This is a genomic window from Burkholderia sp. SIMBA_062 (assembly GCF_046534765.1).
Taxonomy (GTDB): domain Bacteria; phylum Pseudomonadota; class Gammaproteobacteria; order Burkholderiales; family Burkholderiaceae; genus Burkholderia; species Burkholderia ambifaria.
In genome coordinates, this window is the sequence record NZ_JAWRYD010000042.1 from 35,096 (window position 1) to 57,559 (window position 22,464).

22 protein-coding genes and 1 pseudogene are annotated in these 22,464 nt (G+C 68.1%); 10 read left to right on the forward strand and 13 right to left on the reverse strand.

Annotated features, from left to right (window positions below; genetic code table 11):
* Positions 1 to 77: 77 nt before the first annotated feature.
* Together xylB and SB786_RS31370 are read left to right on the forward strand one after the other, a co-directional pair.
* Positions 78 to 1,559, forward strand: a complete 1,482-nt coding sequence (xylB, locus tag SB786_RS31365; protein WP_410730850.1) for a xylulokinase — start codon at positions 78 to 80, stop codon at positions 1,557 to 1,559.
* Between the two features lie 125 nt (positions 1,560 to 1,684).
* Entirely contained in the window at positions 1,685 to 2,641 is a 957-nt protein-coding gene (locus SB786_RS31370; protein ID WP_410730851.1) for a sugar-binding transcriptional regulator, read from the forward strand.
* Between the two features lie 136 nt (positions 2,642 to 2,777).
* Here SB786_RS31370 and SB786_RS31375 read toward each other — a convergent pair whose 3' ends face one another.
* The 8 genes from SB786_RS31375 to SB786_RS31410 all read right to left on the reverse strand — a co-directional run bounded on the left by SB786_RS31375 (position 2,778) and on the right by SB786_RS31410 (position 11,153).
* Complete coding sequence (locus SB786_RS31375) at positions 2,778 to 3,887, reverse strand: ABC transporter ATP-binding protein (RefSeq protein WP_410730852.1); 1,110 nt, start codon at positions 3,885 to 3,887, stop codon at positions 2,778 to 2,780.
* A 67-nt stretch (positions 3,888 to 3,954) separates the two neighbouring features.
* Positions 3,955 to 4,668: an HAD family hydrolase gene (locus SB786_RS31380; RefSeq protein ID WP_410730853.1), complete on the reverse strand. Its 714-nt coding sequence runs from the start codon at positions 4,666 to 4,668 to the stop codon at positions 3,955 to 3,957.
* Entirely contained in the window at positions 4,665 to 5,516 is an 852-nt protein-coding gene (locus SB786_RS31385; RefSeq protein ID WP_410730854.1) for a carbohydrate ABC transporter permease, read from the reverse strand. The genes SB786_RS31380 and SB786_RS31385 overlap by 4 nt, the downstream gene beginning before the upstream one ends.
* Positions 5,513 to 6,460, reverse strand: coding sequence for a carbohydrate ABC transporter permease (locus tag SB786_RS31390; RefSeq protein WP_410730855.1), 948 nt, complete (start codon positions 6,458 to 6,460; stop codon positions 5,513 to 5,515). Before SB786_RS31390 ends, SB786_RS31385 begins: the two co-directional genes overlap by 4 nt.
* A 111-nt stretch (positions 6,461 to 6,571) precedes the next feature.
* The gene (locus tag SB786_RS31395; RefSeq protein ID WP_410730856.1) at positions 6,572 to 7,897 is read right to left on the reverse strand and encodes an ABC transporter substrate-binding protein; all 1,326 of its coding nucleotides are present in this window, start codon (positions 7,895 to 7,897) and stop codon (positions 6,572 to 6,574) included.
* 110 nt (positions 7,898 to 8,007) lie between these two features.
* Positions 8,008 to 9,360, reverse strand: a complete 1,353-nt coding sequence (locus tag SB786_RS31400) for a D-tagatose-bisphosphate aldolase, class II, non-catalytic subunit (RefSeq protein ID WP_410730857.1) — start codon at positions 9,358 to 9,360, stop codon at positions 8,008 to 8,010.
* Positions 9,348 to 10,304 (reverse strand): sugar kinase, encoded by a 957-nt coding sequence (locus SB786_RS31405; protein ID WP_410730870.1) that lies wholly within the window; start codon positions 10,302 to 10,304, stop codon positions 9,348 to 9,350. Before SB786_RS31405 ends, SB786_RS31400 begins: the two co-directional genes overlap by 13 nt.
* Before the next feature lie 72 nt (positions 10,305 to 10,376).
* Positions 10,377 to 11,153: an L-iditol 2-dehydrogenase gene (locus tag SB786_RS31410; protein ID WP_228905490.1), complete on the reverse strand. Its 777-nt coding sequence runs from the start codon at positions 11,151 to 11,153 to the stop codon at positions 10,377 to 10,379.
* A 329-nt stretch (positions 11,154 to 11,482) separates the two neighbouring features.
* Here SB786_RS31410 and SB786_RS31415 point away from each other — a divergent pair, with 329 nt between their 5' ends.
* The 5 genes from SB786_RS31415 (at position 11,483) to SB786_RS31435 (ending at position 15,263) form a co-directional block, all read left to right on the forward strand.
* Positions 11,483 to 11,944 (forward strand): Fur family transcriptional regulator, encoded by a 462-nt coding sequence (locus SB786_RS31415; RefSeq protein ID WP_011657790.1) that lies wholly within the window; start codon positions 11,483 to 11,485, stop codon positions 11,942 to 11,944.
* 47 nt (positions 11,945 to 11,991) lie between these two features.
* Positions 11,992 to 12,906, forward strand: coding sequence for a metal ABC transporter solute-binding protein, Zn/Mn family (locus SB786_RS31420; protein WP_410730858.1), 915 nt, complete (start codon positions 11,992 to 11,994; stop codon positions 12,904 to 12,906).
* A gap of 13 nt (positions 12,907 to 12,919) precedes the next feature.
* Positions 12,920 to 13,804, forward strand: coding sequence for an ABC transporter ATP-binding protein (locus SB786_RS31425; RefSeq protein WP_410730859.1), 885 nt, complete (start codon positions 12,920 to 12,922; stop codon positions 13,802 to 13,804).
* On the forward strand, positions 13,797 to 14,585 hold the full coding sequence (locus SB786_RS31430; protein ID WP_410730860.1) for a metal ABC transporter permease: 789 nt from the start codon (positions 13,797 to 13,799) through the stop codon (positions 14,583 to 14,585). Before SB786_RS31425 ends, SB786_RS31430 begins: the two co-directional genes overlap by 8 nt.
* A 492-nt stretch (positions 14,586 to 15,077) precedes the next feature.
* On the forward strand, positions 15,078 to 15,263 hold the full coding sequence (locus tag SB786_RS31435) for a hypothetical protein (protein WP_410730861.1): 186 nt from the start codon (positions 15,078 to 15,080) through the stop codon (positions 15,261 to 15,263).
* A 25-nt stretch (positions 15,264 to 15,288) separates the two neighbouring features.
* Here the strand turns inward: SB786_RS31435 and SB786_RS31440 are convergent, their stop codons facing one another.
* Entirely contained in the window at positions 15,289 to 15,900 is a 612-nt protein-coding gene (locus SB786_RS31440; RefSeq protein WP_410730862.1) for a hypothetical protein, read from the reverse strand.
* A 449-nt stretch (positions 15,901 to 16,349) separates the two neighbouring features.
* Positions 16,350 to 16,879 (reverse strand): annotated as a pseudogene (locus tag SB786_RS31445) (alpha/beta hydrolase-fold protein); the annotation flags it as partial.
* Positions 16,880 to 17,077: 198 nt separating this feature from the next.
* Here SB786_RS31445 and SB786_RS31450 point away from each other — a divergent pair.
* Positions 17,078 to 17,464, forward strand: a complete 387-nt coding sequence (locus SB786_RS31450) for a DUF2778 domain-containing protein (protein ID WP_410730863.1) — start codon at positions 17,078 to 17,080, stop codon at positions 17,462 to 17,464.
* A gap of 68 nt (positions 17,465 to 17,532) precedes the next feature.
* Positions 17,533 to 17,811, forward strand: a complete 279-nt coding sequence (locus tag SB786_RS31455) for a hypothetical protein (protein WP_410730864.1) — start codon at positions 17,533 to 17,535, stop codon at positions 17,809 to 17,811.
* A gap of 28 nt (positions 17,812 to 17,839) precedes the next feature.
* Here the strand turns inward: SB786_RS31455 and fghA are convergent, their stop codons facing one another.
* Both fghA and SB786_RS31465 read right to left on the reverse strand, forming a co-directional pair.
* Entirely contained in the window at positions 17,840 to 18,688 is an 849-nt protein-coding gene (fghA, locus tag SB786_RS31460) for an S-formylglutathione hydrolase (RefSeq protein ID WP_410730865.1), read from the reverse strand.
* A gap of 292 nt (positions 18,689 to 18,980) precedes the next feature.
* The gene (locus tag SB786_RS31465; protein ID WP_410730866.1) at positions 18,981 to 20,432 is read right to left on the reverse strand and encodes a xylulokinase; all 1,452 of its coding nucleotides are present in this window, start codon (positions 20,430 to 20,432) and stop codon (positions 18,981 to 18,983) included.
* A 434-nt stretch (positions 20,433 to 20,866) separates the two neighbouring features.
* Here SB786_RS31465 and SB786_RS31470 point away from each other — a divergent pair, with 434 nt between their 5' ends.
* Positions 20,867 to 22,243: a nucleobase:cation symporter-2 family protein gene (locus SB786_RS31470; RefSeq protein WP_410730867.1), complete on the forward strand. Its 1,377-nt coding sequence runs from the start codon at positions 20,867 to 20,869 to the stop codon at positions 22,241 to 22,243.
* Here the strand turns inward: SB786_RS31470 and SB786_RS31475 are convergent.
* On the reverse strand, positions 22,237 to 22,464 hold a 228-nt coding region (locus tag SB786_RS31475; RefSeq protein ID WP_410730868.1), incomplete at its 5' end, for a hypothetical protein. The two genes, SB786_RS31470 and SB786_RS31475, sit on opposite strands and share 7 nt — an antisense overlap.

A 22,464-nucleotide genomic window follows, 5' to 3' on the forward strand; every position in this document is an offset into this window, starting at 1 on the left:
TCCGGGCGAACCTGCGTTGGCATGCGCGCGTGCGTGCGGCTAAAGTAGCGGCTCCTCACTGACGGAACGGATCGCTCATGTATCTCGGCATCGACCTCGGCACCTCGGAAGTGAAGGTGCTGCTGCTGGCCCCGGACGGCACCGTGGTCGGCACCGCGGGCACGCCGTTCGGCGTGTCGCGGCCGCACCCGCGCTGGGCTGAACAGCATCCGGACGACTGGTGGCAAGGCACGCTCGCCGCGCTCGCGGCGCTGCGCGAACGGCACCCCCAGGCGTTCGCGCAGGTGCGCGGGATCGGCCTGTCGGGCCAGATGCACGGCGCGGTGCTGCTCGGCCGCGACGACCGCGTGCTGCGCCCGGCGATCCTGTGGAACGACATGCGCAGCGCCGACGAATGCGCGCTGCTCACCGAACGCGCACCCGATTTGCACGCACTGGCCGGCAACCTCGCGATGCCCGGCTTCACCGCGCCGAAACTGCTGTGGGTCGCGAAGCACGAACCCGACGTGTTCGCCGCGACCGCGTGCGTGCTGATGCCGAAGGACTACCTGCGCTTCCGGCTCACCGGCGCGAAGGTGTCGGATCCGTCCGACGCGGCCGGCACGCTGTGGCTCGACGTCGCGCGCCGCGACTGGTCCGACGCGCTGCTCGCCGCGTGCGACATGACGCGCGAGCAGATGCCGCGCATCGTCGAAGGCAACGCGCCGTCCGGCACGCTGCGGGCGGACGTCGCGCGCGAGCTCGGGCTGTCGGAGGCCGTCGTGGTGGCCGGCGGCGGCGGCGACAACGCGACGAGCGCGCTCGGCATCGGCGCGATCCACGCGGGCGACGGCTTCGTGTCGCTCGGCACGTCGGGCGTGCTGAGCGTGGTCGGCGACCGCTTCATGCCGAATCCCGCATCGGCCGTGCACGCGTTCTGTCACGCGATTCCCGACCGCTGGCAGCTGATGAGCGTCGTGTTGTCGGCCGCGAGCTGCCTGCGCTGGGTCTGCAAGCTGACCGGCACCGACGAGCCGGCGCTGCTCGCCGAAGTCGAGGCGCTCGACGCGGACGCGCTCGCCACGGCGCCGCTGTTCCTGCCCTACCTGTCCGGCGAACGCACGCCGCACAACGATCCGTATGCGCAGGGCGTGTTCTTCGGGATGACGCACGCGACCGAACGCGCGCATCTCGGCTACGCGGTGCTCGAAGGCGTGACGCTCGGCCTCGCGGACGGCCTCGACGCGCTGCGCACGGCCGGCGTCGAAACCGACCGGCTGTCGCTGATCGGGGGCGGCGCGCGCAGCGCGTTCTGGGCGCAGTTGATCGCCGATGCGCTGAACGTGCACACGCGCCAGCACGGCGGCGGCGAAACCGGTGCGGCGCTCGGTGCGGCGCGCCTGGGCTGGCTCGCCGTCGGCGGCGATCCGCAGGCGGTGCTGACCAAGCCGCCGGTGCGCGCCGAATACACGCCCGACGCCGCGCGCCATGCGCTGCTGCGCGAGCGCCTCGACACGTTCCGCGCGCTGTATCGCCACGTACGCCCGCTTTACGAACCGTCGCGCGCGCGGCTCGCATAAGCGCCGCCGCGGCGACGCGCAGCGGCCGTCGGCCGCGCGCCCGGCATGCGTTACAGTGAACGCCGTCGGCGCCGCCTGACGGCCCGCCCGCGGGGCGGCCCCCAGATCCAAACCGAACCGCTATCGTGTCCAAGTCCTCAGAAAAACTCGATCTCGCCACGCGTGCCGCGTGGCTCTACTACGTCGCGGGCGACACGCAGAACGAAATCGCCGAGAAGCTGCAGGTGTCGCGCCCGGTCGCGCAGCGCCTCGTCGCGTTCGCGGTCGAGAAGAACCTGATCCGCGTGCGCGTCGATCACCAGCTCGCCGACTGTCTCGATCTCGGCGCGCAATTGTCGAAACGCTACGGGCTCGCGATGTGCGAAGTCGTGCCGGTCGATGCCGACGCGCCCGAAGCGATCGACCGCAAGCTCGCGGTCGCAGGCGCGCAGGTGATGGAGCGCTACCTGAACGAAACGCGGCCGATGGTGATCGCGATCAGCAGCGGCCGCACGCTGAAGGCGGCGGTCGCGCAGATCGCGCAGATCGAGCGGCCGCAGCACCGGCTCGTGTCGATGGTCGGCGCGATCGCGGCCGACGGCTCGTCGAACCGCTACGACGTCGCGCAGTACATCTCCGAGAAGACGGGCAGCAAGCACTTCCTGCTGCCCGCGCCGCTGTTCGCCGACAGCGACGCCGAGCGCGCGCAATGGTGCAATCACCGTCTGTACCGGATCGTCGATGCGCTGTCGGCGCAGGCCGACGTCGCGTTCGTCGGGATCGGCAACATCGGCCCGCACTGCCCGCTCTACGAGGACGGCTTCATCACCGAACAGGAACGCGACGAGATGACCTCGCTCGGCGCGGTGGCCGAGCTGCTCGGCGTGCCGATCGATGCGCGGGGCAGGCTGGTGGATGTGTCGACGAGCGCGCGCGTGACGAGCGTCGCGCTCGACGCGCCGCCGAAACGTCCGACGATCGCGTTCGCGGGCGGCCCGAAGAAGCGCGACGCGGTGATCGCCGCGCTGCGCGGCGGCTGGTTGTCGGGGCTCGTCACCGACGAGACCTGTGCGCGCGCGGCACTCGACGCGAAGGCGGCCTGAGGCCGCCGAACGCGCATACGGCCGCGCACGGCGCCGGGCGCGCCCGTCATCCGCCGCACCCGGCGCCCCACCCTTCACCTCACCCGGCAGCGCACGGCAGGCGCGACGGGCGCGCGCACTGCCCGGCGTTCGTGCATCATGCAGCCTTCGCGTGCACGCTCAACCGCCGGAACGCCTGCCCGTTTTCGTCGAACAGATGGCAATGCTCGGGCTGCGCATGCACGAGCAGCGCCTCGCCGGTACGGTACGTGTCGAGCGGCGGAATCCGCGCGATCAACCCGTCCGGCGCGACTGCAGACTCCGCATACAGATACGCGGCATCGCCGAGCGATTCGACGGCCATCGTCCGCGCGGCGACCCCGGCGCCCGCCGCGCCCACCAGCAGATGCTCGGGCCGCACGCCGACGGTCACGGCCGCGCCAGGCTGCAGCCCCGCCGCATCGACCGCGACGCGCTGCGTCTCGCCGCTGTCGAAGCGCACCAGCACGCCGGTCGCATCGGCCGACTCGACCGTGCCCTTCAGGAAGTTCATCTTCGGCGAGCCGATGAAGCCCGCGACGAACTGGTTCGCCGGCGCGTGATACAGCGTGTTCGGCGTGCCGACCTGCTGCACCGCGCCGCCCGACAGCACGACGATCTTGTCGGCGAGCGTCATCGCCTCGACCTGGTCGTGCGTCACGTAGATCATCGTCGTCTTCAGCTCGTCGTGCAGCCGCGCGAATTCCAGCCGCATCTTCACGCGCAGCGCCGCGTCGAGGTTCGACAACGGCTCGTCGAACAGGAACACCTTCGGCTTGCGCGTGATCGCGCGGCCGATTGCGACGCGCTGCCGCTGGCCGCCCGACAGCTGCTTCGGCTTGCGCTCGAGCAGGTGATCGATGTGCAGGATTTTCGCGGCCTGCTTCACCGCCTGGTCGATCTCGGGCTTCTTCGCGCCGGCGAGCTTCAAGCCGAACGCCATGTTGTCGTACAGCGTCATGTGCGGATACAGCGCATACGACTGGAACACCATCGCGATGCCGCGCTTCGCGCTCGGCACGTCGTTGACCTTCGCGCCGTCGATCAGCAGCTCGCCGCTCGAGATGTCCTCGAGCCCGGCGATCATCCGCATCAGCGTGGATTTGCCGCAGCCGCTCGGGCCGACGAACACGACGAATTCGCCGTCGGCGATGTCGAGGTTCACGTTGCGCAGCACTTCGGTGTCGTCGTAGCGCTTCGCGATGTTGCGCAGGAGCACGCTTGCCATGGTCTGTCTCCGTTCGTTCGTGATGCGCCGCGTTCGGTGCGGCGCGCAATCGTTCGTGGTGAGGGTCCTAGCCCGGCAGCACCGCGCCCGTCGCCTGCCAGCGCGCGACGTAACCGGGCAGCTCGTGCATGTCGTCGAATACGTGACGCGCGCCGATCCCGCGCAGCGCGTCGATCTGCGCGGCCGACGCATGCCCGCCGCCGACGAAGCCGAGCACGGTCATGCCGGCCGCGGCCGCCGCGGTGATGCCCGTCATGCTGTCCTCGACGACGAGGCATTGCGCGGGCACCGCGCCGAGCGCGTGGGCGGCCGCGAGATACACGTCGGGCGCGGGCTTCGGCCGCGCGACGGCGTCCGCGCAGAACAGCCGGTCGCCGAAGAAGCGTGCGAGGCCGGTGCGCGCGAGCGCCGTCTCGACATACGCGCGGTAGCTGTTGCTCGCGCACGCCGTCGTCAGCCTGATCGCCGCGAGTGCCGTCTCGATGCCGTCGACCATCGGCGCGTTGACGGCCGCCGCCTCGACCGCGCGACGGATCGCGCCGACGTCGTCGGCCGACAGCGTGCGGCCGACGGCCTCGCTCGCGCCGGCCAGCACGCGCTCGATGCGCAGCCCCAGCAGCGGCATTACGGCCGGCCGCGCGTCGACGCCCGGCCAGCGCGCATCGAGTTCGCGCACGATCACGTCGGCGGCGACGGCCTCGCTGTCGATCAGCACGCCGTCGCAATCGCAGATCAGGACATTCGCACCGTGACCGTTCGCGCCTTTGCCGGCCGCGCTCATTTGACCGCCCCGAACGTGAGCCCGCGCACGAGCTGCTTCTGCGACAGCCAGCCGACGATCAGGATCGGCGCGACCGCGAGCAGGGAAGCCGCGGACAGCTTCGCCCAGAACAAGCCCTCGGGGCTCGAGTACGACGCGATGAACACGGTGAGCGGCGCAGCGTTCGAGCTCGACAGGTTGATGCTCCAGAACGCCTCGTTCCACGACAGGATCACGAGCAGCAGCGCGGTGGACGCGAGACCCGGCAGCGCCATCGGCATCAGCAGGTAGACGATCTCCTGCCACGTCGACGCGCCGTCGATGCGCCCCGCTTCGAGGATGTCCTTCGGAATCTCGTTGAAGTACGTGAAGGTCATCCATACCGCGATCGGCAGGTTGATCAGCGTGTACACGATCACGAGGCCCGACACGGTATCGAGCAGCCCCGCGTTCTTCCACAGCAGGTAGATCGGCACGAGCACGCCGACCGACGGCATCATCTTGGTCGACAGCATCCACAGCAGCACCTTCTGCGTGCGCCGGTTCGGGAAGAACGCCATCGCGTAGGCGGCCGGCACCGCGAGCAGCAGCGAGATCACCGTGACGCCCGCCGAGATCAGCACCGAGTTCCACGCGAAGCCGAAGTAGTTGCTGCGCGCGAACACTTCGCGGAAGCTGTCGAACGTCGGCACGAAGAACAGCGTCGACGCGTAGGCCTGCTGCTCGGTCTTGAACGCGGTGATCGCCATCCAGAAGATCGGGAAGAACAGCAGCAGCGCGATCAGCCACGCCAGCGCGCCGGGCAGCGCGCGCCGCACGAGGTCGAATGCGGCCGGCGCGCGCCGGCCTGCGAAAGTCAGGTCGCTCATTTCTCGTACTCTCCCTTCAGGTTGCGCGCGAGCATCCGCACCAGGAAGAACGACACGACGTTCGCGACCACGACGGCGATGATCCCGCCCGCGGACGCGAGGCCGACGTCGAACTGCTGCAGGCCGAGCGCGTAGATCAGGTACGACAGGTTGGTCGTCGCATTGCCCGGGCCGCCGCCCGTCGTCGTGTAGATCTCCGCGAAGATCGACAGCAGGAAGATCGTCTCCATCATCACGACCACGGCGATCGCGCGCTTCAGGTGCGGCAGCGTGATGTAGAAGAACATCGCGATCGGTCCCGCGCCGTCGATGCGGGCGGCTTCCTTCTGCTCCTGGTCGAGCGACTGGATCGCGGTGAACAGGATCAGGAACGCGAACGGCAGCCACTGCCACGCGACGATCATGATCACGGCGGTGAGCGGGTAGTCGGCGAACCAGTCGACCGGCGTCATCCCGAGCGCGCGCATCGCGTTCGCGACGAGCCCGTACACCGGATGCAGGATCATGTTCTTCCAGATCAGCGCGGCGACCGTCGGCATCACGAAGAACGGCGCGATCGCGAGCAGCCGCGCGATGCCCTGCCCGTAGAACTTGCGATCGAACAGCACGGCCATCAGCACGCCGCCCACCACCGTGATCGCGAGCACCGCGCCGATCAGCACGAGCGTGTGCCAGATCGCGGGCAGGAACGACGGATCGGTCGCGAGGAAGCGGTAGTTGTCGAGCCCGGCGAAGCCCTTCACGTCCGGGTTCAGCAGGTTGTAGCGCGAGAACGAATACCAGATCGTCATCGCGAGCGGAATCGACATCCACAGCAGCAGCACGGCGACGGACGGCGACACGAGCCAGCTGGGGCCGCGGCGCGCGCGGCGCGGCGCGCCCGGCGGCGACGACGCGTCGCCGACCGACGGCGCGTGGCTCAGGGGAAGACGCAAGTGACGCATGATCGGAGTCCCTCCGGTTGAGGCGCGGACGCGAACGGCCGTCCCGCGTTGTTGCTTCGGCCACGTGCACCGTGCGCGGTGCCGCGCACGGTGCGGGCGGTGCGGGCCGCGTTACTTCCTGTAGCCGGCCTGCCGGACCGCGCGGTCGGCGGCAGCCTGCCCGGCGGCCAGCGCCTGGTCGACCGTCGTCTGGCCCGCAACCGCCCCCGCGATCGCCTGGCCGACCACCGTGCCGAACGACTGGAATTCAGGAATCCCGACGTACTGCACGCCCGTGTACGGCACCTTCTTCAGCGACGGATCGTTCGGGTCGGCCGTCTCGATCGCCTTCAGCACGAAATCCGAGAACGGCGCGGCGGCCTTGTACTCGGGACGCTGGTAGGTCGACGTGCGGGTGCCCGGCGGCACCGACGCCCAGCCTTCGTCCTTGCCGGCCATCTCGATGTACTGCCTGGACGTCGCCCACGCGATGAACTTGCGCGCGGCGTCCTGCTGCTTCGACGTCTTCGGCACGGCCAGCGCCCACGCCCACAGCCAGTGCGAGCCCTTCGGCGTGGCGGCCACAGGCGCGGCCGCGAAACCGATCTTGTCGGCGACCTGCGACTGCTGTTTGTTATAGAGCATCCCGGCCGCGACCGTCGCGTCGATCCACATCGCGCACTTGCCCGACGCGGTCAGGGTGAGGTTCTCGTTGAAGCCGTTCGAGCTCGCTCCCGGCGGCCCGTCCTTCTTCAGCAGGTTCACGTAGAAGCCGATCGCCTTCTTCCATTCCGGCGACGTCAGCTGCGCGTTCCAGTTCTCGTCGAACCAGCGCCCGCCGAACGTGTTCACGAGCGTCGACACGTACGCCATGTTCTCGCCCCACCCGGCCTTGCCGCGCAGGCAGATCCCGTAGGTGCCCTTCGCCTTGTCGGTGAGCTTGTCCGCGAACTCGGCGATCTGGTCGTAGGTCGGCTGGTCGGGCATCTTGAGTCCCTTCGCCGCGAACAGGTCCTTGCGGTAGAACGTCATCGAGCTCTCGACGTAGAACGGCAGCGCATATAGCTGGCCGTTGTACGACAGGCTGTCGCGCGCGGTCTTCACGATGTCGTTCAGGTCGTAGTCGGCGGGCAGCCCCGTCATCGGCGCGAGCCAGCCGCGCTTGCCCCACTGCGGCGTCTCGTAGGTGCCGATCGCCATCACGTCGAACTGGCCGCTGCCGGTCGTGATGTCGGTGGTCGCGCGCTGGCGCAGCACGTTCTCCTCGAGGATCACCCAGTTCAGCTTGATGTCGGGGTTCGCCTTCTCGAACGCCGGCGACAGCTTCTTCAACTCGATCATGTCCGGGTTGTTCAGCGTCGCGATCGTCAGCGTGCCGGCGGACGCCGCGCACGCGGCCGTCGCGAGCGCGGCTCCGGCGAAGCAGCGTGCGGCGGCATCGAGCATCTTTCGTTGCATGGCATGTCTCCTGTGATTGTTCGAACTGTCGTCGGTGTTGCGTATCGTGTCCTGCGTATTACTGATTACGTATTGCGTGTGTCGCGTTGCCGCGTTTCCTTCCCGGCCCGTCACGCCGGCCGCTGCATGCCGCACGCGCGCGCATAGTGCGCGATCACCTCGCGGATCCGGTGGCGCACCCACGCGCGCGGTTCCTTCGCGAGGCCGCCCGCGCGGCACGCCGCGTACACGTCCGGCAGCCACTGCGCGACGAGCGTCTCGGGCACCGGCTGCCGCGCGAGGTTGTCGAACAGCTGCTCGACCGCCGCCGCGACGGCCGGCTGCAGCCAGTAGTAGCGGATCCGGTCGCTGTAGCTGAACTGGCGCGCGAGCCGCTGCTCGGTTTCGTCGCCGCGGTAGTACGGCGCCCAGTGTTCGGGCTGCGCGCGCATCGCGGCGTCGACCACGTCGCGCAAACGCGAGCGCTGCGCGACGTCGCCGATCAGCGCGTCCTCGATGAAGGTGAGCGCGAACAGCGCCTCGCGCAGCGCGAAGGTCAGCGCGGGGCCGACCTTCAACACCGCGAAGTGGTCGCGCACGAGCGCCGCGAGCGCGCCTTCGGTCTGGTAGTCGGTCGAATGCGCTTCGAACACGAGCCGTGGCGTGCGCAGGATGCTCGCGCCGAGCGACGCGGCCTTCGCGCTGTCGTAGTCGAGCACGTGGCGATCGTCGAAGTCGACGCCCGGCTGCGCGACGATCGCGATCACGCGGGCCCACGCATCGTCGAGCCCGGCCGCCGCGAATGCGCCGCGGTGCGCATCGAGCGTCGCGGCGATGCTGTCGCTGCGCGTGACCGCGATCCGCGCGATCGCGTCGCCCTCCGCGCCGCCGGCCACTTCGCCGCCCGGCGTCGGCACTTCGGTGCCGATCACGTAGACGGGCGCGACGCCGGCGCGCGACGCCGCGTCCTCGGCCGCGCGGCACAGCTCGGCCGCACGCGCGGCGATCGTCCGGTCGTCGAGCCGCGGCGGATCGTCCGCGCACGCCATGCTCGCATCGAGGTGGATCTTCTCGAACCCGGCTTCGACATACGCGGCGACCATCGCGGCCGCTTCGCGCATCGCGTCGGCCGCACGGCGGTGCCGCCACGGGTTCGGGCCGAGGTGGTCGCCGCCGAGCACGAGCGCGGATGGCGCAAGCCCGCGGCGCTGCGCGATCGCATCGACGTCGCGCCGGAAATCGGCCGGCGTCATGCCCGTATAGCCGCCGAGATGGTTCACCTGGTTGCAGGTCGCCTCGATCAGCAGCGGCGAGCCGTCCGCGCGCGCCGCTTCGCACGCGGCCTCCAGCACGAGCCGGTGCGCGCTGCAGATCGAATAGATGCCGCGCTGCGCATCCGCGCGGTTCGCGTCGAAGATCATTCGCAGCACGGCGTCGGCGTGCGCGTGGCGCGGGCGTTCGGCGGTGGAGCTCAGGCCGGACATGCGACACCTCGTTCGGTCAGGAAGCCATCGATCTCGGCCGCGCTGCTGTTGCCCTCCATCGGACCGCGCCGCGTGACGGCGATCGCACCGGCCGCATTCGCGCGGCGCAGCGCGATGTCGATCGGCATGCCCGCGACGAGGCTCGCGACCAGCGTGCCGCCGAAGCAGTCGCCGGCGCCGGTCGGATCGAGTTCGTCGACGGGCCAGGCCGGCGCGTCGACGCGGCTCGCACGATCGAATGCGGCGCTGCCGGCCGCGCCGCGCTTGAGCACGACGCGCTCGAGCAGCGGATGCGTCGCGAGCAGCCCGGCGATCGCACGCTCGGCCGGCTGCGGCCCGCAGAAGAACGGCAGGTCGGCCTCGCTCGGCAGGAACAGGTGACACGCGGCGAGCATCGCGTCGAGTGCCGCGCGCATCGGCCGGAAGCTCAGCATCTCCGGCCGAACGTTCGGGTCGAACGACACCTTCGCGCCGACGCGCGCCGCTTCGATCACGCCGCGCTGCACCGCCGCGATCGCCGATTCGCTCGTCAGCGACGAGCCCATCACGTGGAAGTAGCGACAGCCGTCGAATATCGCGGTGTCGACGTCGGATGCGTCGACGCACGCGGCCGCGCTGGTGGACAGGCTGAAGACGAAGCTGCGCGAGCCGTCGTCGCGATACGCGACGAACGCGGTGCCGGTCGGGCGCGCGACGCGACGGATGCGCGCGACGTCGACGCCGTCGCGCGCGAGCCGCGCGACGATCGCGTCGCCGAACGCATCGCGGCCGACGCAGCCCGCATACGCGACGCGCGCGCCGAGCCGCGCGGCCTGGTCGGCGAAGATCGCCGGCGCGCCGCTCGGAAACGGGCCCGCGAACAGGCCCGGCGTATCGAAACCCTGGCCGCGCTCGGCGGCGACGAATTCGGCCAGCAGTTCGCCGGCGACCACGATCTCGGCCATCATGCGGGCCCTCGTGCGGCGGCGGCCGCGCGCGGCGGCTCCGCATCGGTTGCGCGTGCGAGCGTCGTCAAGTCAGCTCATCCAGTTGCCGCCGTCGACGTTCAGCGTCTGGGCGGTGATGTAGTCCGCGTCGGCCGACGCGAGGAACAGCGCGGCGCCCGTCAGGTCGCCCGGCACGCCCATCCGGCCGAGCGGCACGGCCTCGCCGACGAGCCGCTTCTTCTCGCCGGGCGGACGCTGCTCGTAGCGCGCGAACAGCGCATCGACCTGCTCCCACATCGGCGTGTCGACCACGCCCGGCGCGATGCCGTTCACGTTGATCCGGTGCGGTGCGAGCGCGAGCGCGGCCGACTGCGTGTAGCTGATCACCGCGGCCTTGGTCGCGCAGTAGTGCGAAACGAGCGCCTCGCCGCGACGCCCCGCCTGCGACGACATGTTGACGATCTTGCCGCCGCGGCCCTGCTCGACCATCCGCTGCGCCACGGCCTGCATCAGGAAGAACAGCCCTTTCACGTTGACCGCGAACAGCCGGTCGAACACGTCCCAGGATTCGTCGAGGAGCGGGCGCATGTCGAACAGCGCCGCGTTGTTGAACAGAATGTCGACGCCGCCGAAGCGCTCGACCGCGGTGGCGACGATCCGCTCGATGTCGTCGCGGCGCGTGACGTCCGCGGTGACGGCCACCGCGCGGCCGGGACTGGCCTCGATCAGCCGTGCGAGCGAGCCGCCAGCCGGCTTCACGTCGACCAGCACGCAGCGCGCGCCTTCGTCCAGATAGCGTTGCGCGACCGCCTCGCCGATTCCGCTTGCCGCGCCCGTCAGGATCGCGACCTTCTGTTCCAGTCTCACTGGTTGTCTCCGGTTCGTTCTGCTGCTCGAAGGTCGCGAGGTGAGCGAACGCTCGCCGACCGATCAATTGCTCTGTTGTTGATCGAATGATCGGATACGCGATTCGCGCTGTCAAGGCGACACGGCGGCTTTCGATGATGCGCTGCGGCACGGCGCAATGCAGCGCGGGCCCGCGACCCGCGTCCGGCAAGGCGCGGCGCACCGGGTGCGGCGCGGCTGAAACCGCGCTGAAGGGGACGGAGCGTATGCGCGGGACGGAATTCGGGCTGCACGGTGGGGAGATACGTTATATCATCGCCATACTTCGTTTCTCTTGCCTGCTTCACGCCATGGCCACCTCATCGCCCATCGACGCCCGGCTGTCCCGGGCCGACGCATTCGCCGCCGAGCACGGGCTCGCGTGGACGCCGCTGCGCCGCCAGGTCTACGAACGCGTGCTGGCCGCTCAGCGCCCGATCGGCGCGTACGACCTGCTCGCCGAGCTCGAGCCGCAGCGCGGCCGCGTGCCGCCCACGACCGTCTATCGCGCGCTGGATTTCCTCGTCGAGCACGGCTTCATCCACCGGATCGAATCGAAGAACGCGTTCTTCGCGTGCTGCGAGATCGGCGTGCCGCACGAAGGCCAGTTCCTGATCTGCGATTCGTGCGGCGAGACCGTCGAGATCCCGGGCAGCGACCTCGCGAAGCAGCTGTCCGCGAGCGCGCCCGCGCACGGGTTCGAAGTCCACCACCAGGTCGTCGAGCTGAACGGCCTGTGCGGGCACTGCAAGGGCAAGCCCGCGCACCGCTGACGCCCCGCGCGGCGCTCGGCGCCGCCCCCCTTCCAACGAGGAGTTCCATGTCCATTGCCCTGAAGCGCGCGCCACGACGCGCGCTGCCGCTTGTACGCCTGCTGGCCGCCTCGGCTGCCGTGCTGTCGATCGCGGCGCCCGCCTTCGCGAACGCCGCGACCGTCAACGTCGTCGCCGCCGAGAATTTCTATGGCGACGTCGCATCGCAGATCGGCGGCCGCCATGTCGCGGTGACCAGCATCCTCAGCAATCCCGACCAGGATCCGCACCTGTTCGAAGCGAGCCCGAAGACCGCACGCGCGCTGCAGCATGCGCAGGTCGTGATCTACAACGGCGCGAACTACGATCCGTGGATGGGCAAGCTGCTCGGCGCGTCGAAGCAGGCGAAGCGCGCGACGATCGTCGTCGCCGATCTCGTCGGCAAGAAGGCCGGCGACAATCCGCACCTCTGGTACGACCCGGCGACCATGCCGGCCGCCGCGCGCGCGATCGCGGCCGAGCTCGGTCGTGCCGATCCGGCGAACAAGGCCGACTACGACGCGAACCTGCAGAAGTTCGTCGCGTCGCTCAAACCCGTCGACGACAAGGTCGCCGCGCTGCGCGCGCAGTACAAGGGCGTGCCGGTGACGGCCACGGAGCCTGTGTTCGGCTACATGTCCGACGCGATCGGCCTCGGCATGCGCAACCAGCGCTTCCAGCTCGCGACGATGAACGACACCGAAGCCAGCGCGCAGGACGTCGCCGCGTTCGAGAACGACCTGCGCAAGAAGCAGGTGCGCGTGCTGATCTACAACAGCCAGGCCGAAGCGCCGATGACCAAGCGGCTGCTGAAAGTGGCGCGCGACGGCGGCGTGCCGAGCGTGAGCGTGACCGAGACGCAGCCGGCCGGCAAGACCTTCCAGCAATGGATGGCCGGCCAGCTCGATGCGCTCGCGGCCGCGCTTTCCGCCAGCAAGAAATGATCGACGCAACGCAATGACCGCCACTCCTCACGCACTCGCACTCGATCGCGTCACGCTCGAACTGGGCGGGCGCACGATCCTGCGCGACGTCAGCTTCTCGATCGAACCCGGCGAATTCGTCGGCGTGCTCGGGCCGAACGGCGCGGGCAAGACGACGCTGATGCGCGCGGTGCTCGGCCTCGTGCCCGTCTCGGGCGGCACGCTGTCGGTCGGCGGCGTGCCGGTCGTGCGCGGCAACGCGTCGATCGGCTACATGCCGCAGATCAGGAGCGGCCTCGCGAATCGCCGGATGCGCGGCTACGACTTCGTCGCGATGGCCGCCGACGGCCATCGCTGGGGGCTGCCGCACACGAACGCGGCGACGCGGCGCGACGTCGAGCGTGTGCTCGAGCTCGTCGGCGGCCCGGCGCTCGCGCGCCGGCCGCTGTCGGAACTGTCGGGCGGCGAGCGGCAGCGGCTGCTGCTCGCGCAGTGCCTGCTCGGCAGCCCGAAGCTGCTGCTGCTCGACGAGCCGCTGATCAGCCTCGACCCGAACCACCAGCGCGGCGTCGTCGAACTCGTGCGCAACGTGCAGCGCGAGCTCGGCATCACCGTGCTGTTTTCCGCGCACGAACTGAATCCGCTGCTGAACGCGCTCGATCGCGTGCTGTATCTCGGCAACGGCGTCGCCGCGCTCGGCACCGTCGACGAGGTGATCACCAAGCCGGTGCTGTCGCGACTCTACGGCTCGCCGATCGACGTGATGCGCGTGAACGGCAAGATCTTCGTGATGTCGGGCGACGTCGAAGTCGAGAAGCACGATCACGAACACGAGGACGACAACGGCCACTCGCATGGCGGCGGCCACGGCCATCATCACCACGGACACGCTCATCCCGGGCATTCGCACGATGTTTGAATACGACTTCATGATCAACGCGTTCGCCGCGTCGGGGATCGTCGCAGTGCTCGCGGGCATCGTCGGCTACTTCCTGGTGCTGCGCGGACAAACCTTCGCCGGCCACGCGCTGTCGCACGTCGGCTTCACCGGCGCGACCGGCGCGGTGCTGGTCGGCATCTCGCCGATGTGGGGGATGGTCGGCTTCACGCTCGCGGCCGGAATCGGGATGGGCGCGCTCGGCGAACGGCTCGCGGGCCGCGACGTCGCGATCGGCGTGGTGCTGTCGGGGGCGCTCGGCTTCGGGCTGCTGTTCCTGCACTTCTACACGTCGTTCGCGACGCAGGTCACCGCGCTGCTGTTCGGCAACGTGCTCGCGGTCAGCCGCGACACGCTCGCGGTGCTGGCCGGCATCGGCGCGGTGAGCCTCGTCGCGCTCGCACTGATCGCGCGGCCGCTGCTGTTTGCGTCGCTGCAGCCCGAACTGGCCGAAGCCAAGGGCGTGTCGCTGCGCACGGTGTCGATGCTGTTCCTCGCGGTATGCGCGCTCGCGGTGGCCGCGGCGACGCAGATCGTCGGCGTGCTGCTGGTGTTCACGCTGCTGGTCGGGCCGGCCGCGGCCGCGCAGAACGTGTCGACGCGGCTGTCGACCGGCGTGCTGCTCGCCGCGTTGTTCGCGCTGTTCGAAGCGTGGCTCGGGATCGCGCTCGCGTATCACACCGACTGGCCGACGAGCTTCTGGATTACGGCGCTGTCGGCGACGGTGTATGGGGCGAGTTTGCTCGTGAAAGCTCGAAACTAAATGCAGTGAACAGTCCCGCGACGACCATCGCGGGACTCGACAGAATGGATCACCACGGCGCGCTTGACCGTTGCAAGTAGCGTGCATTCTCTGCCTTGCATTTTTCCAGGGTCAGTGAACTGCGATCGGCCATTCCGAATCGATATTTGTCCTACAAGGGTGTCGATAAAGAAAAACTTCTGCAGAATTCCGACGAATTTCGCTAGCGATCGCGCCTGCTTTCTGGAAGTGCCTGACGTTGTCTGTATCCAATTGCGTCGAGAATTCGGCGTACGGCAGCGACGCCCGATCTGCATCTGTATCTCCTGCATTTGACCGCCCATTGACTGCCCGAGGATGGGGCGAGCCTGTTGCGCAGGCCTGGGTGACGCGCCGGGCCTGCCGCTGAAGTCACAGGCTCGCTCTCCATGCGCATGCGCCCGTTGCCGCGAGAATCAGGAAGTTGACCCAAGGTCTGCGACCGACGCCCCCGGATCTCGCGAGCAACACGACTTGGGTGATGGCAACGACGATCAGGAGCACATATGCGGCGAGCCTCCGGTCGCCTGCCTCGTCGTTGATTGCGCCGATCGCGACGGATGGATCGATTTGATGCATCCACGCGTACTGGTTCCCGGTGATCGCGACGACGACAAGCAAGCCGACGACACACGCGGCATGAATGGCGAAATGGATTAGGCGAGTCATGTTGGTACCCTAAGCATTACTGCATGAGCCGAACGAAACGCTGCCAGTGCTTAACGATAAAATCGCCGTAGCTGGTATTTTGTCTGATCTGCTCAAGAGACAATCCACTCCCTCGATTGTATCGAGCACCGATGATCCGAAGCTGATCGACCGAAAATGGAAATTCGAATCCGTCACGCTCCGCCAATTGCCGGAGATGACGCGCAACCAGATCGATATTGAAGATATCGCGCTGAAGGCAATAGGCCAGACCTCGGAATTGCGGGGCTGACATTTTAAGCGGGTCCATTCCGAGTGTTTGTGCTGCCGTGCGAAGCTGCATGCTGACGGGACCAAATGACGTCATCGCGGGATGACGCGTGAGCGTCAGATGCTTGTCGACGAATGGCGGGCCGGTCCAGTCGAACGCGCGCACCTCGAATGCAACGCGATCGATGAATTCCGGATCTCCGCCAACCTCGATCCAGCATACGCCTGCGAGCATTTCCGGGGGCAAGCTGTTTCGTCCCGCTGCCGCCCTGATGTACGGCTTGTTGTGCACGACCCACGCATCTTTGAACGTCTGGATATGCTTCACACCACCATTCCATCGTTCAGGCACAAGTTTCCACGCAAACAGATTGATCAATCTCCAGCTCGGGGAATTATTTGATACGTCGCAACCCATTTCCGCCATCCGAATCAGCCCTTGCTCGAGTAAATGCCTCAACGATTAAATTGTTGGCCATTATTGAGCGAGACCATTCGATTGGCCATCGAACCGGTACGAATTTTCAGCGATATGCGATGTTTGATGGCTGACGCTATTCATGCCTGTCATACGCATGCCGTCGGCGTGGAGATCGACGATGCGTTAAAGTGTTTGCATGACCTTCCGGAAAGCGCAGGTCTGCGCCGTTCATGCTTGTAAATGGTTTCCGTAAGAGCAAGGCCCGCAGACGATTTCTGCTCGTCGTCGCGCGTTTGCTGCTTGCTTATGCCATCCCATCCCGGCGGTATGGCTGGCCTTTCGTATCTGGCGACGAATGACACGCCACGTCGCCCCCGCCGGGGCGGTACGACATGGCGTCCGACAGCTCAGCGCCCGAGCACTCGCGCGTGATGCTCAATGTGCTCCGCGATGAACGTCGAGATGAAGTAGTAGCCGTGGTCGTAGCCTGCGTGTCGGCGCAGCGTCAGCGGCTGGCCGGCCTTCGCGCATGCGGCCTCGAACACGTCGGGGTTCAGTTGGTTCGCGAGGAACGGGTCGGCGAGACCCCGGTCGACGAGGATGCCGTCGGCGAACTTCGGCGCATCCTCGCGCGCGACGAGTTCGCTCGCGTCGTGCTGCTTCCACGCGTCGCAGTCGGCGCGCGCAGCTCGCCCGTCACGTACGACTCCATCCGGGAATGCGTCGACCACGGCGCTTGGGTCGCGTCGACATAGAAGCCCGCACCGACGCCGAAATCCCACGCATCGGCCTCGCCCGGCACGTCCGCGCCGCGCGGGCTCGTATCGGGCATCACGAGCGCGAGGCCATACTGCTGCGCGCCGTCCTTGATCGCGAACGTCTCCTCCGTGCACGTGAGCCCCGCGAGGTAGAACAACGCCGGCACTGACCGACGAGCTTCCGGATCACCGCGCTGTCCGCGCTCGTGTACGGCGCGAGCCTGTTGCGGCGTCACACATGACATTCAGCCGACTCTCGGTAAACGCGTCGCCGCGCTTGTCGACGCACCCGATATATTTCGTATCAGTCAAATTGTGCGCACTGCATTGACCATGGCAGCATTCTCGGCACTCAATCATGCTGAGCGATACCTGCCATGCTCGAATGCAAATTCGAACTGAACGATCAGAACATGAGCGTTCTGCAATGCGGTGCCATGTCCTTTCCAGCCTTTTCAGGCAGCGCGCGTCACCGTAATCGACGGTCGTCGTCATGCCTCGCTGGCGAAGGGGCCATTCCGCCGGGCCGGTACTACATTGTCGATCGGCCAACCGGCGGCATGCTGGGCCCGCTGCGAGCGTTCTTCAGCGACAAACGGGACTGGTTTGCCCTTTATGCCGCCGACAGCAACATTGACGATTACGTACTTTGCGACGACGTCAAACGTGGCAATTTCCGGCTTCACCCCAAAGGCATACAGGGAATCAGCAGGGGATGCGTAACAATCGAATCGACGATCGAATACGCGCGCCTGAGAGGCTAGCTGATCTCGCAGAAGCCCTTTTCGATCCCCGGCTCCTCGCTGCAGGTATACGGCATGGTTACAGTCAGATGAAGCGAGTCGTGTACCGAGCCGCAGTAACCGCATGGGTACTTGTAGCGTCAGCGCTGCTTGCAAGGCTGTGCCTGACCCACGAGTCGTTCGCACTACCGATACCTGAGCATGCGTGGGCCTGGCTCGTCACGCACACTCCCGGATTCTGGGATGGCGAGGCCGGCGACGATCTCGTGATCGTCGTGCATTGGCTGATAGCACTGGCGGTCGTGATGTCGGTGACATGGCTCGCCTTGCGCATGCTGCGAAAGGCGAAGCACCACGCCACCCGATGACGCGAACTGGCGCGGCCAGTTTGTCGCACTAACGCGCCAGCACGCGCGCATGATGCGCGATGTGATCGGCGATGAACGTCGAGATGAAGTAGTAGCCGTGGTCGTAGCCCGCGTGACGGCGCAGCGTCAGCGGCTGGCCGGCCTTCGCGCACGCGGCCTCGAACACGTCGGGGTTCAGCTGGTTCGGGAGGAACGGGTCGGCGAGGCCCTGGTCGACGAGGATGCCGTCCACGAACTTCGGCGCATCCGCGCGCGCGACGAGTTCGCTCGCGTCGTGCTGCTTCCACGCGTCGCGGTCGGCGCCCAGGTAACCCGAGAACGCCTTCTCGCCCCACGGGCAGCGCGTCGGCGCGGCGATCGGCGCGAACGCCGACACCGAGCGGTACAGGTCGGGATGGCGCAGTGCGAGCGTCAGCGCGCCGTGCCCGCCCATCGAGTGGCCGAAGATCCCGAGCCGCGCGCCGTCGATCGGCAGTTCGGCCGCGACGAGTTCGCGCAGCTCGCCCGTCACGTACGACTCCATCCGGTAATGCGTCGACCACGGCGCTTGCGTCGCATCGACATAGAAGCCCGCGCCGACGCCGAAATCCCACGCATCGGCCTCGCCCGGCACGTCCGCGCCGCGCGGGCTCGTATCGGGCATCACGAGCGCGAGGCCGTGCTGCGCCGCGTACTGCTGCGCGCCGCCCTTGATCGCGAACGTCTCCTCGGTGCACGTGAGCCCCGCGAGGTAGAACAGCGCCGGCACGCGGCCGTGCGCCGCCTGCGGCGGCAGGTACACCGAGAACTTCATCGACAGGCCGATGGCCTTCGAATCGTGGCGATAGAAGCGTTGCTCGCCACCGTGGCAAGCATGCGAAGAAACGAGTTCGAGCATGGGGTTCCCTTCCGTTCAATACAGCACGATCGGGCGAATCGATTCGCCCGTCTTCATCGAGTCGAAGCCGTCGTCGAGCTTCCCCGGCGGCAGCGTGTTCGGACCAGGTCGCCGGCGTTCACCTTCGCCGTGTCGCCCGTATACAGGCCGTGCCGTGCGGCATCGCATGCGGCACGGCGAAACCGTATCGCGCTCGCCATGATCGCCGATCACACTGCCCGTCGCGCGCGCGAAAGAGCCGCCAGCTTGCCGCGATGCGTCACCGCCGTCGCAACCGGACAAGTGCCCGAGTTTAAACGCCGGTCGTGAACCAAGCATCCGTTCGCGCATACAGATCGACGAAACGCGCATGGCGTGCGGCCAGCGCGCGATCGTCGCGCGGCGCGGCGACCGGCGACGCAGCGGGCGCCAGCGTGCGCAGCGCGTCTTCGCGCCAGTGTCCGATCGCGACTCCCGCGAGCAGCGCGGCGCCCCGCGTCGCGGCGTTCGGGCAATCGACCGCGTCGAGCGACGCGCCGAGCGCATCCGCGAGCAACTGGCGCCAGCGCGGATCGACCGAGCCGCCGCCGGCAAGGCGCAGCGTCGTCACCGGATCGGCCGGGTTCGCGTCGCGGATCGCATCGAGCCCCGCGCGCAACGCGAACGCGACGCCTTCGAATGCGGCGCGCATCATCGCGCCGCGCGTGTCGCCGAGCCCGAGACCGAGCCAGCCGCCGCGCGCATCGGGATTCATCCACGGCGAGCGCTCGCCCGTCAGGTACGGCAGGAAGCAGAGCCGCTCGGACGGCGGCTGCGCGAACGCGTCGTCGTACGCTGCCGGCCAGCCCGGATAGCCGAGCCAGCCGCGCACCGCTTCGAGCGCGATCCCCACGTTCTGCATCGCGGCCATCGTGTAATAGCCGCCGCCGGCCGCCGTGCGATAGCGATGCAGCCCGCGCCGCGCGGGCGGCAAGCAATCCGCGAGCACGACGATCTGGCCGCCGCTGCCGGTGGTCAGCAGCGCGTCGCCGGTCGCGACGAGCCCGCTGCCAAGCGCCGCGCACGCGGTATCGGCCGCCCCGGTCGCGAGCGGCACGCCGGCCGGCAGCCCGAGTGCCGCCGCCGCCGTCGCGGCGAGCACGCCGCAGCGCGCGCTCGACGCCCGCACCGGCGCGAAGCGGTCGGCCGACAGGCCCAGCGCGTCGATCAGCGCCGTATCCCACGCGCCGTCCGGCGTCGCGAGCGCGGTCGCGCACGCATCGCTCGGATCGGCCGCGACCTCGCCGCCCAGTGCAATGCGCAGCCAGTCCTTCGGCTGCACGGCACGGCGCGCGGCCCGCAGCGCCTGCGGTTCGTGAGCGGCCAGCCAGCGCAACAGCGGGCCCGCCATGCCGGGCGCGACGGGATTCGGTGGGACGGGCGATCCGGCGACGGGCCAGTCGGCCGCGTCCGCTTCACGCACCGCGCGCGTGTCGGGCCACAACAACGCGGGCCGCACCGGCTGCCCGGCCGCGTCGATCAGCACGACGCCATGCATCTGGCCCGAGAAGCCGATCGCGGCGACCTGCTCGCGCTCGGCTGCCGGCAGCCGCGCAGCGGCACGCACCAGCGCCTGCCACCACACGTCGGGCGCGATTTCGGCCCAGCCGGGCTGCGGCGAAGACAACGCATAGGGTTCGCTCGCAACCGCACGCTCGACGCCGTCGGCATCGAGCGTGACGAGTTTGACGGAGCCGGTACCGAGATCGATTCCGAGCAGGCGCATGACGGGATGGCGTATTCGAGTAAACGGATGTCGATGATAGCGGGATCGCGACACGCGCCGCGATTTGCGCGGCGCGTTTGCCGCCGCGGCAACGCGAAAACGCGGCCGGCGCGCGCTGCATCTTGCGCGTGAAAACGGGCGCTCGCGGGTTAACCCGGCGCGATTTTTCGCCCGTCGTTTTTGCCACTATGCCGCAGTGCCGATACACACCATAAAGCCGACGATATTTGACATGGGGGCCCGCACTATTTTGAAGGGCTATAAAACCGGGGAACCTCACTCCAGCGGCGTTTCCCGATGATCTTCCCCCTGTTGCATGCCGAAACGGCATATCGAACCAGCAAAGAGCGGAATAGAACCCAGTGCTCTTGTTGCGATGGTGCATTCCGCATAACTTCGTACCACCCCGAAAACAAGATCATGGAGTGAGACAGATGCAATCGAACACGGTCCATCCGTGCGATGAGGTGCTGCCGACCGGCAAGCTTGTAACGCTTGGTCTCCAGCACGTCCTCGTCATGTACGCCGGCGCCGTCGCCGTGCCGCTTATCGTCGGCGGCGCGCTGAAGCTGCCGAAAGACCAGATCGCGTTCCTGATCAGCGCCGATCTGTTTTCGTGCGGCATCGCCACGCTGATCCAGACGCTCGGCCTGTGGATCTTCGGGATCCGCCTGCCCGTCATCATGGGCTGCACGTTCGCCGCGGTCGGCCCGATGATCGCGATCGGCACCAATCCCGGCCTCGGCATTCTCGACATCTTCGGCTCGACCATCGCGGCCGGCATCATCGGCATCGTGCTCGCGCCGATGATCGGCAAGCTGCTGCGGTTCTTCCCGCCGGTCGTGGTCGGCACCGTGATCGCAGTGATCGGGCTGTCGCTGATGGAAGTCGGGATCAACTGGGCCGCCGGCGGCGTCGGCAACCCCGAATACGGCAGCCCCGTCTATCTCGGCCTGTCGCTGCTCGTGCTCGCGCTGATCCTGCTGATCAACAAGTTCGGCCGCGGCTTCCTCGCGAACATCTCGGTGCTGCTCGGCATCGTCGCCGGCTTCGTGATCGCGTTTGCGATCGGCCGCGTGAATACGGATGGCGTGGCGCTCGCACCGTGGGTCGGCTTCGTGATGCCGTTCCACTTCGGCATGCCGCACTTCGACCCGCTGTCGATCGCGACGATGGTCACGGTAATGTTCGTCACGTTCATCGAATCGACCGGCATGTTCCTCGCGGTCGGCGACATGGTCGACCGTCCGGTCAACCAGGACCGCCTCGTGCGCGGCCTGCGCGTCGACGGCCTCGGCACGCTGATCGGCGGCATCTTCAACTCGTTCCCGCACACGTCGTTCTCGCAGAACGTCGGCCTGATCGGCGTGACCGGCGTGAAGAGCCGGTACGTCTGCGCGACGGGCGGCGTGATCCTGGTGCTGCTCGGCCTGTTCCCGAAGATGGCGCAGGTCGTCGCATCGGTGCCGCCGTTCGTGCTCGGCGGCGCGGGCATCGTGATGTTCGGGATGGTGGCGGCGAACGGCATCAAGGTGCTGTCGAAGGTCGACTTCGTGAACAACACGCACAACCTGTTCATCGTCGCCGTGAGCGTCGGCCTGGGCCTCGTGCCGGTCGTGTCGCCGCACTTCTTCTCGAAGCTGCCGCCCGCGCTCGCACCGATCCTGCACAGCGGCATCCTGCTCGCGTCGGCCTCCGCCGTGATCCTGAACATCGTGTTCAACGGCGTGAAGGGCGAGAAGGACGCGCGTTGCGAGATCCGCCGCGCGGGGCACGACTTCGACGGGCGGCCGGTGGACGTGCATCACTGATCGATGCGCGCCGGACGCACGGCGCGACACGGCAAACGAAAAACGCCACGGCTCGCCGTGGTGTTTTGCTTTGCGGTGCAGGACCGCAGCGGGACGGTAGTGGTGCCGGTGATGGCGATGCGCTGTCGCGACAAACCGGTCGCCCAATCGGGATAGGGGCGGTCAGATAAACTGACCGATCCCCTCCCACACCACCCGGCATGCGGGTCCGCACCGGGCGG

Excerpts from the sequence above, each read along its gene's own strand:
- SB786_RS31385 (WP_410730854.1), bottom strand. The coding sequence starts at position 5,516 with ATGAGCGACCTGACTTTCGCAGGCCGGCGCGCGCCGGCCGCATTCGAC.
- SB786_RS31420 (WP_410730858.1), top strand. The coding sequence starts at position 11,992 with ATGTCCATTGCCCTGAAGCGCGCGCCACGACGCGCGCTGCCGCTTGTA.
- SB786_RS31465 (WP_410730866.1), bottom strand. The coding sequence starts at position 20,432 with ATGCGCCTGCTCGGAATCGATCTCGGTACCGGCTCCGTCAAACTCGTC.
- SB786_RS31400 (WP_410730857.1), bottom strand. The coding sequence starts at position 9,360 with ATGTCCGGCCTGAGCTCCACCGCCGAACGCCCGCGCCACGCGCACGCC.
- SB786_RS31430 (WP_410730860.1), top strand. The coding sequence starts at position 13,797 with ATGTTTGAATACGACTTCATGATCAACGCGTTCGCCGCGTCGGGGATC.
- SB786_RS31375 (WP_410730852.1), bottom strand. The coding sequence starts at position 3,887 with ATGGCAAGCGTGCTCCTGCGCAACATCGCGAAGCGCTACGACGACACC.
- SB786_RS31390 (WP_410730855.1), bottom strand. The coding sequence starts at position 6,460 with ATGCGTCACTTGCGTCTTCCCCTGAGCCACGCGCCGTCGGTCGGCGAC.
- SB786_RS31395 (WP_410730856.1), bottom strand. The coding sequence starts at position 7,897 with ATGCAACGAAAGATGCTCGATGCCGCCGCACGCTGCTTCGCCGGAGCC.
- SB786_RS31450 (WP_410730863.1), top strand. The coding sequence starts at position 17,078 with ATGCTCGAATGCAAATTCGAACTGAACGATCAGAACATGAGCGTTCTG.
- SB786_RS31470 (WP_410730867.1), top strand. The coding sequence starts at position 20,867 with ATGCAATCGAACACGGTCCATCCGTGCGATGAGGTGCTGCCGACCGGC.
- SB786_RS31380 (WP_410730853.1), bottom strand. The coding sequence starts at position 4,668 with ATGAGCGCGGCCGGCAAAGGCGCGAACGGTCACGGTGCGAATGTCCTG.
- SB786_RS31405 (WP_410730870.1), bottom strand. The coding sequence starts at position 10,304 with ATGGCCGAGATCGTGGTCGCCGGCGAACTGCTGGCCGAATTCGTCGCC.
- xylB (WP_410730850.1), top strand. The coding sequence starts at position 78 with ATGTATCTCGGCATCGACCTCGGCACCTCGGAAGTGAAGGTGCTGCTG.
- SB786_RS31415 (WP_011657790.1), top strand. The coding sequence starts at position 11,483 with ATGGCCACCTCATCGCCCATCGACGCCCGGCTGTCCCGGGCCGACGCA.
- fghA (WP_410730865.1), bottom strand. The coding sequence starts at position 18,688 with ATGCTCGAACTCGTTTCTTCGCATGCTTGCCACGGTGGCGAGCAACGC.
- SB786_RS31425 (WP_410730859.1), top strand. The coding sequence starts at position 12,920 with ATGACCGCCACTCCTCACGCACTCGCACTCGATCGCGTCACGCTCGAA.
- SB786_RS31455 (WP_410730864.1), top strand. The coding sequence starts at position 17,533 with ATGAAGCGAGTCGTGTACCGAGCCGCAGTAACCGCATGGGTACTTGTA.